General features: G+C 70.2%; 10 protein-coding genes and 1 pseudogene. 6 read left to right on the forward strand and 5 right to left on the reverse strand.

Annotated features, from left to right (window positions below):
- Positions 1 to 268: 268 nt before the first annotated feature.
- The 6 genes and pseudogenes from CP969_RS01345 (at position 269) to CP969_RS01375 (ending at position 7,593) form a co-directional block, all read left to right on the forward strand.
- Complete coding sequence (locus CP969_RS01345; protein ID WP_016828276.1) at positions 269 to 1,210, forward strand: hypothetical protein; 942 nt, start codon at positions 269 to 271, stop codon at positions 1,208 to 1,210.
- 558 nt (positions 1,211 to 1,768) lie between these two features.
- Positions 1,769 to 2,248, forward strand: a complete 480-nt coding sequence (locus CP969_RS33500) for a hypothetical protein (protein ID WP_016828275.1) — start codon at positions 1,769 to 1,771, stop codon at positions 2,246 to 2,248.
- The gene (locus tag CP969_RS01355; RefSeq protein ID WP_016828274.1) at positions 2,245 to 4,509 is read left to right on the forward strand and encodes a DDE-type integrase/transposase/recombinase; all 2,265 of its coding nucleotides are present in this window, start codon (positions 2,245 to 2,247) and stop codon (positions 4,507 to 4,509) included. The genes CP969_RS33500 and CP969_RS01355 overlap by 4 nt, the downstream gene beginning before the upstream one ends.
- Positions 4,487 to 5,749: an AAA family ATPase gene (locus CP969_RS01360; protein WP_016828273.1), complete on the forward strand. Its 1,263-nt coding sequence runs from the start codon at positions 4,487 to 4,489 to the stop codon at positions 5,747 to 5,749. Before CP969_RS01355 ends, CP969_RS01360 begins: the two co-directional genes overlap by 23 nt.
- Positions 5,750 to 5,881: 132 nt before the next feature.
- A pseudogene (locus tag CP969_RS01370) lies at positions 5,882 to 6,550 on the forward strand (TniQ family protein); the annotation flags it as partial.
- Positions 6,547 to 7,593 (forward strand): hypothetical protein, encoded by a 1,047-nt coding sequence (locus CP969_RS01375; protein ID WP_016828271.1) that lies wholly within the window; start codon positions 6,547 to 6,549, stop codon positions 7,591 to 7,593. The pseudogene CP969_RS01370 and the gene CP969_RS01375, both read left to right, overlap by 4 nt.
- 21 nt (positions 7,594 to 7,614) lie before the next feature.
- Here the strand turns inward: CP969_RS01375 and CP969_RS01380 are convergent, their stop codons facing one another.
- The 5 genes from CP969_RS01380 to CP969_RS01400 form a co-directional block, all read right to left on the reverse strand.
- Positions 7,615 to 8,118 carry an NUDIX hydrolase gene (locus CP969_RS01380; RefSeq protein WP_399474046.1) on the reverse strand — a complete coding sequence of 168 codons (504 nt, stop codon included), beginning with the start codon at positions 8,116 to 8,118 and terminating at the stop codon, positions 7,615 to 7,617.
- 561 nt (positions 8,119 to 8,679) lie between these two features.
- Complete coding sequence (locus CP969_RS01385; protein ID WP_016828268.1) at positions 8,680 to 10,770, reverse strand: NACHT domain-containing protein; 2,091 nt, start codon at positions 10,768 to 10,770, stop codon at positions 8,680 to 8,682.
- A gap of 760 nt (positions 10,771 to 11,530) precedes the next feature.
- Entirely contained in the window at positions 11,531 to 12,616 is a 1,086-nt protein-coding gene (locus CP969_RS01390; RefSeq protein WP_016828267.1) for an integrase core domain-containing protein, read from the reverse strand.
- Between the two features lie 420 nt (positions 12,617 to 13,036).
- The gene (locus CP969_RS01395) at positions 13,037 to 14,419 is read right to left on the reverse strand and encodes a condensation domain-containing protein (RefSeq protein WP_223887141.1); all 1,383 of its coding nucleotides are present in this window, start codon (positions 14,417 to 14,419) and stop codon (positions 13,037 to 13,039) included.
- Positions 14,416 to 15,417 carry a glycosyltransferase family protein gene (locus tag CP969_RS01400; RefSeq protein WP_223887017.1) on the reverse strand — a complete coding sequence of 334 codons (1,002 nt, stop codon included), beginning with the start codon at positions 15,415 to 15,417 and terminating at the stop codon, positions 14,416 to 14,418. The genes CP969_RS01395 and CP969_RS01400 overlap by 4 nt, the downstream gene beginning before the upstream one ends.
- Positions 15,418 to 15,437: the final 20 nt, after the last annotated feature.

Below are 15,437 nucleotides of genomic sequence, written 5' to 3' on the forward strand. Positions count from 1 at the left end.
TCACCAGGCACGTCAAAGATCATTTACGGGACAGCCCTTAGTGAGCCGAAGCTCAGGAGTTGTCACCAGCGGGACCGGCTGAGCTGGCGAATGGGGACGACCGAGGCAGCCTGGTTGTCACACGCGAGGCATCTGACTTGTCACAGGCGCTCATTCGGCAGTCTTTCTGTCACCAGAAAGATCTGTCGGGCTGTGCACCGGAAGTGGGAACGACGGGTGTGGCCCGGGACCTACGCTGGCGCTACCTTCCACCCCGTATAGGAGTAGCGTGCCGCCTGCCTTCGTTCACCGGATCACGAAGTACGACCCCGCCGACCGTGACGAACACGGCACCTACCAGGGTGCGGAGGAGGCGGTCAGCGACCACGGACCGGTCGAGGCCGCATACCTGGAGGCGATCTCCGCGTTTGCGGAAGCTGCGGGCATTGACCGGCTGGAGATTCGTGAGCCCTCCGTCACCGGGCACGTCCACTTCGGTGCCCAGCCGGCGGTGGAGGGGCACGGTCTCAGCGGGCTCTTCCCGGCTGACCTCGCCGGTTACCACGACGGGGCCGAGGTCTCCCTGGCGGTGGCCCTGGAGCTGATCCGCGTCATGCTCCGTGAGCAGGGCGCCTGGTGCCAGCTGGAAGCAGAAGACGTTTTCGCCGTGCACGTCGGATGGGACCAGTACGTGTACGTGGGCAGCGACCAGCCTTGCACAGTCGCCGTGGCCCGTACGCGGGAACTCGGCCTCTTCGCGGAACGGCTGGTGGCTTCCCCCTACGCCGCGGAACCAGAGGTGACAGAAGCCGCCGACGAAGGGTTCTGGGCGTCGGTGTGCACCGAGCTGGTGGCGCGACAGGGCCTGCTCCTGGAGGAAACCCATATCGTCAACGCCACACGCTGGCACCGTCTCACCGCGGAAAACCTCAACGCAGTGCGCGCCGGTCTCGGCCCGCGCGCCCTGCTGACCGTCTGGCCCGACTTGCAACCCGACGTCGGCGCGGTCCTGACCGCACTGCCGTCCGAATGGCATATCGAGTTTGTCTGGGAGACGGAGGACGGAACGATCAGAGACGTGACCGTCGATGAGACCCAGTACCAGGAGCTCGCTGCCCTGGTAGCCGACGCGCGAGCGGCCTGCGCTCTGTCCCTCTACACCGACGAACGCAGTCCACTGCTCCAAGCCGTTCTACCCGACAGCGACGGTGTGCTGCGCGCACGATGGTGACCATGAGCCGAAGCTCAGAAGTTGTCACGGCACCGGCTGACCTGGCGAATGGGGATGGTCGAGGCAGCCGGGTTGTCACACACGAGGCATCCGACTTGTCACAGACGCTCATCAGCAGCCTTTCTGTCACCAGAAACGAAGATCGGGAATCTGAGGTTCTCCGCAGGGCTTCGATGGGCTCATCGCTACACGTGCTGGGTCGGGAAGGGTAGTCGACGCCGCTGACGCCGGGTCGGTCTGGTCGCATCAGTGCAGCTGGGAGGACCTTTTCGTGCCGACGGGCGTCGACGCGGGCAGGTCCGGCCTGGATCTGGGCGACGGCTGGACGAGACGGTGGGCGGTCTCGTGGCGGGCAGGCGGGGACGATGCGTCCTGCTCGGTGCACGATCTCGTACAGGAGCCAGTGCTCACGAGCGACCCAATGCGGCACTTCACCTGGCGCCGGGACCAACGGCACCGTCCTGGCCTGCAGTTTCTGACCAGCACCGGCCGCGGCACCACGGCGCGGAGAGCCTGGAGGAGAGCCGGGTACTGCTGCCCCTGGACTTCGCCGGCGACGTGGTCGACGTCGTCTCGCAGCCGCTGAAGATCTCCTTCGGGACCTGCGGGAAGCGCCGCTCCCACACTCCCGACTACCTCGCGGTGACCCGCCACGGCGTCTGGCTGATCGACGTACGCCCCGAGCCTTTGATCAAGGAGTCGGACCGGGAGTCGTTCGCCGCAGCCGCCGAGGTCGCCGTCGTCTGCGGCTGGCGCTACGCGGTGGCCGCCCGCTGGCGCGAGCACGCCTTCGCAGGGCTGGACGCGATGGCGTCGCGGCGCCGGCTGAGGTCCGATCCGCTGAGGCTGCGGCCGGTGCTGCTCGCCGAGGCAGGGGGCGGGCGGAGGTTCGGCGAGCTCGCGGCGGCGACGGGCTGTGAGCCGGTCGCCCGGGCCCAGCTGCTTCACCTGCTGTGGTCCCGGCAGCTGGGAGTCGACCTGGCCAGCCCGCTCCAGGACCGCTCGCTCGTGCTGCCCGCCGGGGAGACGGCCCGGTGACCGCGGCGGCCGTGCTGGACCTTTCCCCCGGCGCCGGGCTGGTGCTGGACGGGACGGAGTGGACGGTCGAGCGCCGCGAACCGCACCTGGGCCGAGTCCAGTTGGTGCAGGACGACGGCACCCGCGAGCGGATGACTTTCCGGTTCCTGGCCAACCATCCGCAGTGCCGCCCGTCGTCGCGGACGTCGTCGGCGGGGGCCGACCGGGGCCGCCAGCGCAAGGCATCCGAGGACCTCAAAGCGGTCCGGCTGGAGCTGACCGAGCTGCGGATGGCCCACCTGCTGGAAGTCGCGACCGGGTTCCGCTCCGGCGACCCGTTCCACCCGGGCCCGGCCAAGCCGAGAGCCGAGTACGACCCGGCGACCACGACGCTCACCGAGCGTCGGCACGCGAAGGTGGCGGAACTCGCGGCCCTGGACCCGCAGCACGCGAGGCTTCTGGGGCTGGGCTCGGTTGGCTACCGCACGCTGATCCGGTGGGAGAACGCCCGCCGCCGGTTCGGGCTGGTGGGCTGCGCGGACGACCGGTGGCTGCGCCGCAGCGGCGGAACCCGCACGGTTTCCGAGCCGGTGCGGGAGGCGGTCCTGGCGGTCCGCGAGGAGACGAAGCGGATGGCGAAGGTGTCGATGCGGACCAAGGACCGCATGATCCGCCAGTACGTCCGCGAGGAGTTCGGGCCCGAGACGAAGGTGCCCAGCTACGACACCCTACGCCGGCTCTGGCAGGAGTGGTTCGGCCCCGGCGGCGCCCGGCAGCGCTACGCGAGATCGGCCGACCTGCCGAAGTCGGAGGGGCACGTCCTGGTGCACCGGCCGGGCCAGGTCGTCGCGCTGGACACCACGGTGCTGCCGGTCATGGTCCGCGAGCACGTCTTCGGCGATCCGGTGAAGATGCACCTCACCCTAGCCCTGGACGTCTGCACGCACTCGCTGGTCGCCTTCCGGCTGACGCTGGTCTCCGACACCTCGGTGGACGTCGCGATGGTGCTGCGGGACGTGACGATGCCACTGCCGATGCGGGCGGACTGGGGCGAGGACCTGGAATGGCCCTACCCCGGCCTGCCCGCCGCGGTGGTGGCCGAGTTCGCCGGGCACGCGGTGGCCGGCCTGCCGTTCTTCACCCCGGAGACGGTGACCACCGACCACGGATCGGTCTATCACAACCACCACCTGGTCGAGGTCGAACGGGTCCTCGGCTGCCAGGTCCTGCCCGCGCGGGTGCTGCGGCCGACCGACAAGGCCGCCGTCGAGCGGGCCTTCGGCGTGATCCGGCAGCTTCTGTTCGAGCACCTGGTCGGTTACACCGGCGTCGACGTCGCCGACCGCGGGGCCGACCCGGCCGCGGACGCGGTGCTGACGGCCGACCAGCTCAAGCACCTGATCGCAACCTGGATCGTCGGCGTCTGGCAAAAACGCAAGCTGGGCGAGTACGCCCCGGCCTGGGATCCGGACGGCTCGCACAGCCCGAACTCGCTGTTCGCGGCGTCGTTCGCGCAGACCGGCTTCGCGATGGACATCCCCTCCCCGGAGCTGTTCTACGAGCTGCTTCCCGCCCACTACGTCCGCATCGACAAGCGCCGCGGGGTGAAGATCCGCGGACTTTGGTACGACGACACCGACGTCCTGCGCGACTACCGCGGCGAGCTGTCGACGCGGGGCGGCAAGCACAAGGGCAAGTGGCTCATCCGCCGCGACCCGCGTGACCGGCGCCAGGTGTTCTTCCAGGACCCAATCAGCCGTGCCTGGCACCCGCTGCCCTGGACGGGCATCCCCCGGGCCGGTCAGATGCCGGCCTTCGGGGATGCGCGGGCCAGCGCCCTGCTCGCGAAGGCCGCCACGGCCGGGCTGAAGCCGAAGTCGGACACCGAACTGCTGCCGGTGCTGCTGGAGCTGATCGGCTCGCACATCCCGGTCAGCAAGTGGCCGACCCAGCTGGAGAAGTCCCAGCGCACCGAGCATGCCCGCGAGACCCACCAGGCCAGGGCCGCGCAGGCCGACCGGCCACCGAGCACGCCCGCACCGGCCCCACCACCCGCTCCCGCTCCCGCTGGGGAGGAGACGGCGACGGTGCTGAGCTGGCCGGGCCGGGCCCGCCAGACGCAGGAAGCGGTCGCCGGTGAACGGCGCCGGCGGCGGGAGGCCGTCCGGCCCGCTCCCGTCCCGCCGCCCGAGCTGGGCCACAGCTTCCGTGCCCGCAGCGTGTTCGTCCTGCCCGAGGACGACCTGGAGGAGGACCGTGGTGGACCAGACGACGCCGGATGAGCACGCGGTCGTCCCCTTCCTGCGGGCCGGCCCGCCGCCGGACCGCACCCGCTGGGAGGGCTGGCAGCAGTGGCGGAAGATCCGCGGCACCTTCGTGCCCGCTCCGCGTCTGAGCCTGGCCGAGCACCAGAGCCTGAGTCCCCAGCGTCGGGCCCTGCACGACCTGCACCGCACCGCGACGCACGTCAACATGCGGCTGCAGGAGACGCCGATGAGCGCGCCGGTCGCGAACCTGATGCGCGGTCGGCTGCAGAACAACGCGGTGAAGTTCATGCCCGGCACCCGCGACGGCTTGATGATCAACGGCGGCGGGTTCCAGGGCAAGACCGAGACCGCCTGCGACGCGGCCGCGTCCTTCGAGGACGTCTGGCGCGAGGTCCACCACCAGCTGCTGCCCGGCCCCGCTCCCGGCACCCGGGACGTGTTCGTCCCTGTCGCCTACTGCCGCCTGCCGGTCCGCGCGACACCCAAGGGACTCTGCAAAGCGATCTTGAACGTCTACGGCAACCCGCACCCCGGAACCCTCGACGACCTGGTCAGAGCAGTGCGGGACGCGATCCGGGACCATCACACCACCGCCCTGCTGATCGACGACATCACCCGGCTCCGGCTTCACCGCGAGGACGACCAGGACACCCTCGACCTGATCCGCGAACTGATGGACCTCAACGTCACCCTGATCCTGATCGGCGTGGACATCCCCGGCTCCGGACTCCTGCGCGGTGCCTACGTCGACCACCGCACCGGTCAGTGGGTCTTCCCCGACAACGGGCGAGGCGGGCGCCACAGCACCGCGGCCGCCACGCAGACCGGCCGCCGGTTCGACATGGTCGATCTCGACCCGTTCGACTACTCCACCCCGGCCGCCATCACTGCCTTCCTCGACCACCTGGCCGGCATCGAAGACCAACTGCGGCTCCTGCGGTCCTTCGAGGGCATGCTCACCAGTGGCGAGATGCCCGAGTACCTCTTCGGCCGCACCCGCGGCGTCGTCGGCCTGCTGCGGCGGCTGATCGAGGACGGCTGCACCGAGGCGATCCTCACCGGCGAAGAACGCCTCACCCCCGAACTGCTCGCGAAGACCACGATCCACCTCGGCAACCTGGACGACCTCGACCCCGGTGCCGGCGAGGTCCCCGACATCCCGCAGACCACCGCCCCGCCCACGAAGCCCCGCCGACGGCGCGGACGCAACACGGTCCTCGACGACCGCGGGAACAGGCCGGCCGCGGGTGACTGACATGGCCATGAGCTCCGGGCGGCGGCCCTTAGAACTCAGCCTCGACCCTCTCAAGGGCGAGTCCCTGACCGGTTTCGTCCTGCGTCTGGCCCACCGCCTGCACATCTCGCCCCACGAGCTCGCCCAGCTGACCGGCCTGACCGAAAAGGAGCGGCTCGGTCGGGCCCGGGCGTCACTCTCCACGCGGCTGCCCCCGCCGAGATCAAGAACTTCGCCGCCACCACCCGCCTGGACCCCCGCGAGGTTCGCGCGATGACGCTGGAACCTCTCGCCTCCCGCTATCCGCCGGCGGCCCGCAGCGTCGCCAACGTGCGGGCCGGCAAGGTCTACTCCATGCACACGGACGGATCGCTGTCCGCCACGACCGCCCGCTACTGCCCTCGCTGCCTCGCCGGCGACGGCTCCGACATCCAGAACGCCCACGGCGGGCCCTGGCAGATCCTCTGGCGCCTTCCGGTCGTCTTCGCCTGCCCGCTCCACGAGGTGTTCCTGGAACACCTCTGCCCCCACTACCACAAACCGGTCAACTCCAGCAGCAGAGCCCAGCTGTTTCCCCGTCCCGCCGCCTCCGAAGTCCACCCTGCCCACTGCCGGTCTTCCACGGATCAGGACATCCCGACCAGTCGGCCCGGCGCCCCCTGCGGGGCACGGCTTGCGCACCACCCACTGCACCATCACCGTCCCGGCCCCGCCCTGCTCGCGCTCCAGCACAAGATCCTTCGACTACTCCGGCCGGGCGGTCCGAAACAGCCGGCCCAGCAGTACTTCACCGAGCTCATCCTGCTCGCGGGACTATCATGATCTGCTGGCCGCGCGTCCAGCCGGTCGGCACCACCCGCCCACTCGCCGAAGCCGTCGACCGGCACCTCGCCATCCACGACGGAGTCGACTCCCGTCCCTACCGCTCCACTGGGGCGCCCGTCGACGCGTTCGCCTGCGCCGGCCTCCTCCAGGTCACCGACCGCATCCTGACCGCCGGCGACCTCCGCGAAGCGCTCTCCGCGCTCGCGCCCGAGGAGAACCGGACCCGCAGCGGGATCCCGCCCACACGGCACCTGATCTGGGACAAGAACTTCAAGAAGCACCGCAGCGCATGCTCCGAACGCTTCCAGCTCGCCGCCGACACGACCGTTCCCACCTTCCGACGCACCGGCAAAGGCGGACTCCGCCGCCCCTCCACCGGTGTCGGCCTGCGACCCGAACACATCCCTGCGTTCTTGCCCCAAGCGCTCGCCGAACATCACCTCAACTTCCTCTCGGCCATCGCCCCCAAGATGCGCCGACGCAGTGCCTCGGTCTTCCTCGTCCGACGCGCACGCGGCGGCAGCCTCGACGAAGCCGCCCAGTTCCTCGGGATCAACCCCCAGGGCAAGAGGAACGGCTACACACAGCTGCTGAACCGCCATCTCCGCGCCAGCGGTACGGCCCGCGACTTCGAACAGGCCCTCGACACCATCACCGCCGAACTCCTCGCCGGGCCTGTCATCGACTACCAGCGCCGACGCGAGGCCCTCGCCACCTGGACCCTGGAACCCGAGAACTGGCAGCACATCCTCGCCCAGCTCCCGGTCCTCACAAGCCACCGAAAACCCATCAGCGACGACCGCAGACGCCTGGCCGTCAGCGCCTACATCTGGACCCGCGCCACCGAAGGTGAGCCCGACTTCGCCCCCTGCCCACCGCACATCGCACCCGATCCAGCGCTACGCGCTGTCTGGACGCGGGAGCGGCACAACGTCTTCCACTGGCTCCGCACAACGGACTACCAGCCCTACTACGGCGCCCTCAAGCCGCTGCTCGAAGACCACGCCGAGCACCTGACCAAGGTGATCGACAGACGCTGAGCCTGAGCGTGATGGGCAAGGTCAGGACCGCGCGGTCCGGAACGTCAAATACCGACTGAAGGCTTCGTGGCTGTCGGGGGTGAAGCGCCACGCCAGCAGGGCCGACCGCAGCTCCGGCTCGGTCAGCCAGCCATGCCAGGCGACCTCATCGGGATCGGGGACCACGGCGTCCGGCACCACGGCTTCGTGCACGCCGAGCCAGTGAGGGCTCAAGCCGCTGCGGTTGAGGAACGTGAACAGCAGGCGCGGCAGCGCACGAATGCCCAGCTCTTCGGCCAGCTCCCTCGCGGCGGCCTGTTCATAGGACTCGCCGACATTTGCGGCACCACCGACCTCGACCTCATAGAGCCCGGGGAAGCGCGATACCTGCTCCGACCGTCGGTGGACGAGGATCCGTCCACGCTCATCACGACACACCGTCACGGCGACTCGGTGCAGCCAACCCTCCTGGATGGCCTGCCGGCGGCTGACCACCATCCCCAGCACACGATCTTGATCGTCGACACGCTCCACCAGTTCATCCACGACGCACACCCTGGCAGAGCCCACTGACACTGACGCGTCTCTGAGCCCGCAGAGGCCGACCCAGGAGAACCAGAACTTGGACGGACACGGATGACCACAGTTGTCGACCTGTCGCGCTCAGGCTCAACCGCCCACAGCACCGTCGGTGACAATCAGCCTGCCTATGTGACAACTATCGTGCTTCGGCTCAGCACGACGGCACCCGAAAGCGCCAGCATGCGCCGGACTACTTCGTGCGGCTGGCCGACGGCCGAGGCCGCGTCGTGGACGTGAGGGCCGACGATCAGGTCGATGACGCTGCGGCCGAGTCGTTCGAGGCGATGGAACAGGCCTGCCGAGCGGTGGGCTGGGAGTTCGTCCGGGTCGGGCCCCCCGATCCGGGTGGAGACCGTCGTCGCCGCGATCACTACCGACGTCCCCGCCGTCCCAGCTTCTGGCCCCGCCGGGACCGCGATCGTCGTGCAGGCACTGCTCCCGCGGACCAGCGCACCGACCCCGGCGAGCACCTCCTGCTTACTGAACTACTCAACCGCATCTGCAGGAGCGCCCCCTGTTCACGCGTCAGGGCGGCGGAGCTACGGCCAGGTGCTCTTGGAGCTCCCTGTGGCGGAATTGCCAGGCCGGTCCGGCTGTGCGCAGTAGGCCGGCCTGCTGGCACCGCCGGAGAAAGCTGGCCAGTCTCCAGGGGAGTCTCCCCCGTACGTGCAGACGGAAGATGGTGTAGCGCGTCCAGGCCCGGCCTCCGAGGCCGAGTGCGAGGCCGGACGCCAGCCCGGTCGCCAGGGCCGCCCCAGGATCGGCGACGAGCCTGTAGACCAGCCCGGTCGTCGTGCCGAACAGCGCTCCCGCGACAAGCCCGCCCACCAGGTCGCCGCGCAGCGGGGAGCCTGGATCGGTTCTGGGGACATGGCTGTTCATGGACAGGCACATGATCAGGGCGAACACCAGCCCGTACGCAAGGCCGACCGCGCCGCCGTAACCCGCCCCGGCCAAGATACCCGAGCGCATCTGGCCCCGGGCCGCGAAGTAGGCCCCGCCCACGGCTCCCAAGAGAGTGGGACCCCAGACTGTCCCGGCCAGTTCTTCCGCGACGCTCCGCAGCCCGAAAACGCTGCTCAGTCTGGGCATGCGCAGCGGGCGTGGGACCGGCCACGCACCTGCCTCCACGCACGACAGGGCTATCACGAGGAGGAGGGCGCCGGTGAGGTACATCCACGACTTAGAGGGCTGCTCGGGCAGCGCCCGACCGAAGGCGACCCACGCGCCGCAATTCAGCAGGACTGTCAGGAGCACGTCCTGTAAACGGATGGCTCGTGCTTTGACGAGCGGCCACAGGTCGTGCAGGACGAGGTCGCTGGAGGACAGGGCCCGGCCCTGCTCGGTGCGGCCGGCCGCGTTGGCGTGCAGGTAGCGGGCGAGCACTGTCAGCACCCGGCGGGTCTTGGCCGGATCGAGGGCCGGCACAGCGGCCGCCCCCGGGCCAGGAGTCGCCGTGACTGCGGCGTCGATGTAATGCGTGAGCAGGTGCTGGTGCAGGGTGCCGTTGCCGGCTCGCGTTAGCAGGTCCGCGGGCTGACGGCCGGTCGCGGGGTGGTAGACGGTCGCGGCCAGGGTCAGGCGCCAGGGAGTGTCCAGCGCCCGCCGCAGGGCAGTTGCCTCGGGCCGTACGGCCGTCACACTGGCGGAGGCCGGCGGGTCGAGCGCGTCCAGGACCGGCTGCCAGGCCGCGCGCCCCACGGAGGTGTCTGCCACGCGGTGTTCCAAGAACGCCCGGGCCTGGGCGGGGGAAACGCGGTCCAGCCGCACCAGGGCCATTGTCCGAGCCGGGACCTGGCCGTGCTCCAGCGCCTCGTACTGCAGGCGCCGGCAGGTCAGCACCACGGGCGCGGGCGCGGTGCCGAGCTGGTAGCGGTTCACCTCGGCCATTAGCGCCGCGGCGCGGGAGCCGGGACCGGGCGCATCGCCCGGGTCCAGCTCGTCCACACCGTCGATGACCGGCAGCACCAGCTGGGCCTCCAGCAGCAGTCGGGCCTGCGCGCGCTTCTGCTTCCAAGCCTGCTCCAGCTCGCGGGCGAGCCAGTCCTCGATCGTGCCGCCGGGCCAGGAGGTCGCGGTCAGCCGGACCGGAACCTGCACCGGTTCCCCGTCGGCACGCGCCCGGGCCAGGCCGATCACCAGCGCCAGCGCGGTCAGCGTCTTGCCCGCACCGGCATCCCCCGCAACTCCCGCACCGGGCGGCGCGGGAGTACCGGTCACCACCACCCGGCCGGGCGTCAGGCCCCGGTAGAAAGACACCACGTCCTCCAGCCGACCCGTCGCGGTCGCCCCGCGCACCCGCCCGGTCATGTCAGCGGTGAACGACAGGTCGATCACTCCGTTCACATCACCACCCAGCAACTGCGCGAACGCCTCCTGTTCCACTCGTACGACCGACCGCGCCAAGCCTGCGGCCACCTCGGCCGAGTCGTACCGGCGCCGCGCAGTCCACAGCCCAACGAGGGCGATGGCCAGTCCCACGGACGCGACGGCCAGCCCGCCCGGGTCAACGTCGCCCCAGCCCTTCTCCAGCGCCGAACGGACCGGCAAGACCACGCCCGACAGCAGTGCGATCGCGCCGACCGCAGCCGACGCCCTCCGCCCCCAAGTCCCCATGGCAGTAGACCTTCCCCACTCGACCCGCTCTGCGCAACATCCGGGCCGATGATCCGCATACGCACCGGGGACGGGGTCGGAGCGGTGGTGCGGTCCAGAGGTGACCACTCGTGCGATACGCACATGCCATGGGGCCGCCCCAGATGGAGGCGGCCCCACTGACGGAGATGAAGTCGTGGCTCGTGGAGCCGAAGACTGCGCAAGTCAGTCAGGCCCAAGGGCATCGTCGGGTTCCTGCGCCTGGGGCACTTCGGATCCAGGTGTGCTCGATGCGTCTGCCCGGCGACAGACGGCTGGACAAGTTCGAGGAGTCCCCCATGCCGTGCCGTTTTGGCCGCCGACCGAGCGGTGGGTGTGGACTCCGGAAGAGAAGTGCGATGAGGGGATGATGGCCGCCGTGATTCACGGCGGCCACGCGCGTCCTTTCAGTACAAGCAAGAAGCAATGAGCGCCGTTCCCGGTCTGGTTTACGCACGAACCCTGCCGCCCGAAGCTGGCTCATCGGTCCAACTTCAGTGACAAACGATCCAGGTTCGATGTCAGAGGACACCGGAGGAGGAGAGTTCTCCCCCTCCGGCGGCCGGACTCTGTCCACAGGGCCGCAATCCGAGCATCGGGTTCGAGGCCGCCGCGATCAGCGGGGCGGCCCGTACGTTGAGGAGCCGACATGCCCAACACCACGCCGCTCGCCCCGATGACCCCGCACGCGGCCATCAGCGCCTTCAACTACCTGTGCCGTTCAGAAACGCGTTGCTGCTGGTCAGGCTGCGTATCCGTACTCGTTGATAACGCCGCCGAGCACTCGGGTGCGGAGGAGTCGGCGCGCGGCCAGGTCGGTCGGGGGCGCTGGGTGCTTGTGGGCGAGGGGTGGAAGCTGTCCCCGGGCCTGGTGCGGGCGATGACGGCTGTAGTGCCGGGCGTAGGCGTCCAGGGCCTGTCGGGCGTGGGCCTCGCTGCATATCAGCAGGTGGTCGAGGACCTCGCGCCGCAGGGTGCCGATGACCCGTTCGCAGTGCGCGTTCATCCGAGGAGCTCGCGGCGCGGTCCTCACGACCTCGATGTCGTCGGCCGCGAAGACTGCATCGAAGGACTCCGTGTACTTCGCGTCCCGGTCGCGGAGCAGGAAACGCAGCGAGTCGGCCCGCACACCCAACTCGATGGCCGGGTTTCTTGCCTGCTGCACCGTCCAGAGCCCGGTGGGATGGGCGGTCACGCCGGCGATGTGCAGGCGGCGCGTGCCGTGCTCAAGGAAGACCAACGCGTACACCCGGCGCAGGTCGACGAGATCGATGTGCACGAAGTCGCAGGCGATGATGCCCTCGGCCTGCGCGGTCAGGAACTCACGCCATGTCGGCCCGCCGCGGCGCGGGGCGGGATCGATTCCGGCCGCCGTCAGGATCCCCCAGACCGTCGTGGCGCCGATCGAATGCCCCAGACGAACGAGTTCACCTTGGATCCGACGGCATCCCCACCGCGGATTCTCCCGGGCCAGCCGCAGCACCAACGCCTTCACCGCGCTCGCGGTCGGCGGCCTGCCCGGCCTGCTCCGACGCTTGCTGTAGTCCCACTTGCGCACGATAAGTCTGCGGTGCCACGCCAGCACAGTTGCAGGCGTCACCGGGAAAACGCGCGCCCACCGACGCCGCGGGATCAGCGCAGACAACGCCGCGAACCACAGCCGGTCCGCCGGCGCATACCGCACCGGTCCCTTGAGCTGCCTGCGCAGCACCGCGTTCTCATGCCGCAGCACCAGCAACTCAGCATCCTTTGCCGCGCGTCGGCGTAGCAGCACCGCCGGGACCGACAGCAGCTTCCGCGCCACGTGATACACCAGTGAGACGAGCATCCGGACAGGGTTCCAGGAGCTCATAGTGGCGCGCCCGACCCACTCCGAGCAACAGCGATGAGTTTCCGAACGGCACAGGCGAGCAGAGCCTGCACGCAGCGGGCCGTCGTCGGCGCGGCCGGGGCGGTAAACGATGTTCTGTTCCTCCACCATGCGTGGTCGGCCCGCCTGGTGAACTCCTGGCGTTCGGCCACGGAGTCCCGCCTCGACGCCGCAGAGCCCGTACCCGACGCGGCGCCCCAGCCTTCGAAGACCGCCGCGCCGCCTTCCTGAACCATGGGACGACCCGAACCGTCATGAGCCTGAGCAGCAGGGATCGGACGGGTGCGCCCGCGGTGCGGTATGTGTCCATGCCTCGCAGCGTGGCGGCGGAGGCCCGCCGGGGCATGGGCGGGATGGGCCGAATGGGTGGCCGAAGGCCTACGGCACGGGCTGCTCCGTGAACGTTTCGACCAGGGACATGTAGTCGGCCAGAAACGCCTCGGCCCATCGCGGTCCGAACCGCGAGGCGTCGGTGCGCAGTTCGACCACGACGCGCGCCCCCTCGTCACGCACGAGCAGCCGTACTCCCCCGCGCGGCACTTCGTCGCGGGGGATGCGGATCATGGTCACCCGCAGGGCACCGTCGGTGAACGCCCAGGCGGCTCCGGCCTCCGAGACGTCGAAGTTCACGTAGCCCGGCACCGCCGCCGGATCGTCCCGGTGACGCACGCCGTAGCGCTCCGGGTCGAGCTCCCTCGTCATCAGCGCGTGCGGCACCTCCTGGTGGCGCAGTGTGCCGAGGAGTGTTCCAGTCTCCCTACGGACGGCTTCGGTGAAGGGCGGCGCGTCCCGGAGATCGGTGCGCAGCACACACGGTGTGGCGAAGTAGCCCACGCAGTGTCGGATGTCGCGGCGGTGGCGGTTGCTGATCGAGCCCATCACGGCCACGTCCCCGGCCTGCTCGACGGTCATGCCGAGGCTCAGTCGGCGTTGGCGGACGACGTCCTTGAGCGCCGCGGCGAAGACGGCTGTCAGCGTGGCGCGCCGGAGGCGTGTCGCATCCCGCAGGCGGGTGGTCCGGGGCTCCTCGATCACGGCCCTGCGCACCAGGAGCCGACGCTCTGGTGCGGGCCTGCGCCCGTCATCGGTCGCGAGGTCGCGCAGGTGGGACCGCGGGATCGCTCCGACGCCGTCGAGTTTGCGGCGCCAGTACGCGAGGAGTGTGTCGAGCGTCCGCCCCTGGAGGTGGAGTCGTTCGGAATGGGCGAAGTCGGGGAACTGAGTGCGGACGGAGGGCAGGTTTGTGGCGTCGGGGCCGTCCGCCGAGTACAGCCTGAACAGTTCCTCGGCCATGACGGTGCAGGACTCGCCGTCGACGACGATGTGGTCGACCACGCATCCGACGAGGTGCAGCACCGGGGTGATCCGCACGCACAACAGCCGCACCAGCGGCCCGGTCGCCAGGTCGAACGGCGCTGCGGCGGCCTCGGCAACCAGTGCTTGGGCCTGCCGCAGCCCTGCGTCCGGAGCGTCGGACGTAACCTGCTCGACGTGGAAGCTGGTGTCCTGGGGCGGACGCAACTCCGCTGTGCCGCCCGTGCCATTGGGTTGCTCCGGGAAGACGAGGCGGAGGCTCTCGTGCCGCTGCTGCAGGGTTAGGAAGGCATGCCGCAGCCGTCCCGGGTCCAGTGCGCCCTCCACGAGGCAGCCGAACGTCAGCACGTTGTTCTGGAGATGCACGTGCCGCCCGGTGGCCAGTCGTTCTTCCTGGGTGAAGGAGGCGTGCAGGGCGGCGTCCCGGTCGGCCTCGACCATCTTCATCGCGTACACGACATTCCTTCCTGCGTGGCGAGCATGTCGGCCAGGTCGGGTGGGCATGTCCGTCCTTGCCCAGCGGCGAGCAGGGCCTCGTGGGACGGCCGCAGAAACTCGGGGTCGAAGCCCGCCGCCTGCCACTGCTCGTAGCGGACCCCGAAGCCGAGCCGGCACCACAGCCGGGCGTTGTGCTCCTCATGCCGGCCGGCGGGTTCGAGCAGGACGAGGGGCGTGGCGGACCAGAGGGAGTCCAGGAGGGTGCCGCCGCCCGGTTTGCTGACCATGGCCGCCGCCTGGCGGGCCAGGTCGAAGGAGGCGTGGTGCGCGGTGCCGCGCCGGTACCGCACCGAGCCGGGATCTTCACCCGGGTGGAGGCGGCCGAGGGGCGGGTAGCCGTCGTCGTGCCAGGGATGCCAGGACGGGTCCATTAGGTACGCGTGGGTGCCCTGCGGCGCGGTCACCGCCTCATCCGGCTCGTGGATGACGAGGTCGAGGGTGTGCCCGGCGGCGGCGAGGTCGGCGGCGCGTTCACGGTAGGTGCCCATGCCCCAGCCTCCGCCGTGGACGAGGAGCCGCCCACTGCGTTCGGCCCACGGCACCGGCGCCCGGCGGGTGACCGGGATGGTGCAGGGCAGATTGCCCGTGGCCCACGAGGCGAGCCTCACCACCTGCGCGTCGGCGGTCACGGGACCGGCGCGGCGGAACGACGGCGACTCCACGGAGTCGACATGGCAGACGGTCACCCGCGGCAACGGCAGGCCCATGCCGGACAGCCGTGCGAGCGGGCCCGTCCAGAAGCCGGAGAACACCACCACACGCTGGACCCCGAGGGCCGTCCAGCGCCGGTGCAGCTCCTCCAGCGCGGCGTCGTCGACTGCGGAGGAGGGGTCGGCGGCGAGCTGCTGGCCCGCCCGGGCCGCGCGGAAGTCCCGGTGGAACATGGTCCGGGAGGCCTCGATGCTACGCAGCCGGCCGGCGGGGAGCAGCCTCTCGACCACCTCCACGACGGCTTCTGCGCCGCGCT

It is taken from the genome of Streptomyces viridosporus T7A (assembly GCF_008704515.1).
Classification (GTDB): domain Bacteria; phylum Actinomycetota; class Actinomycetes; order Streptomycetales; family Streptomycetaceae; genus Streptomyces; species Streptomyces viridosporus.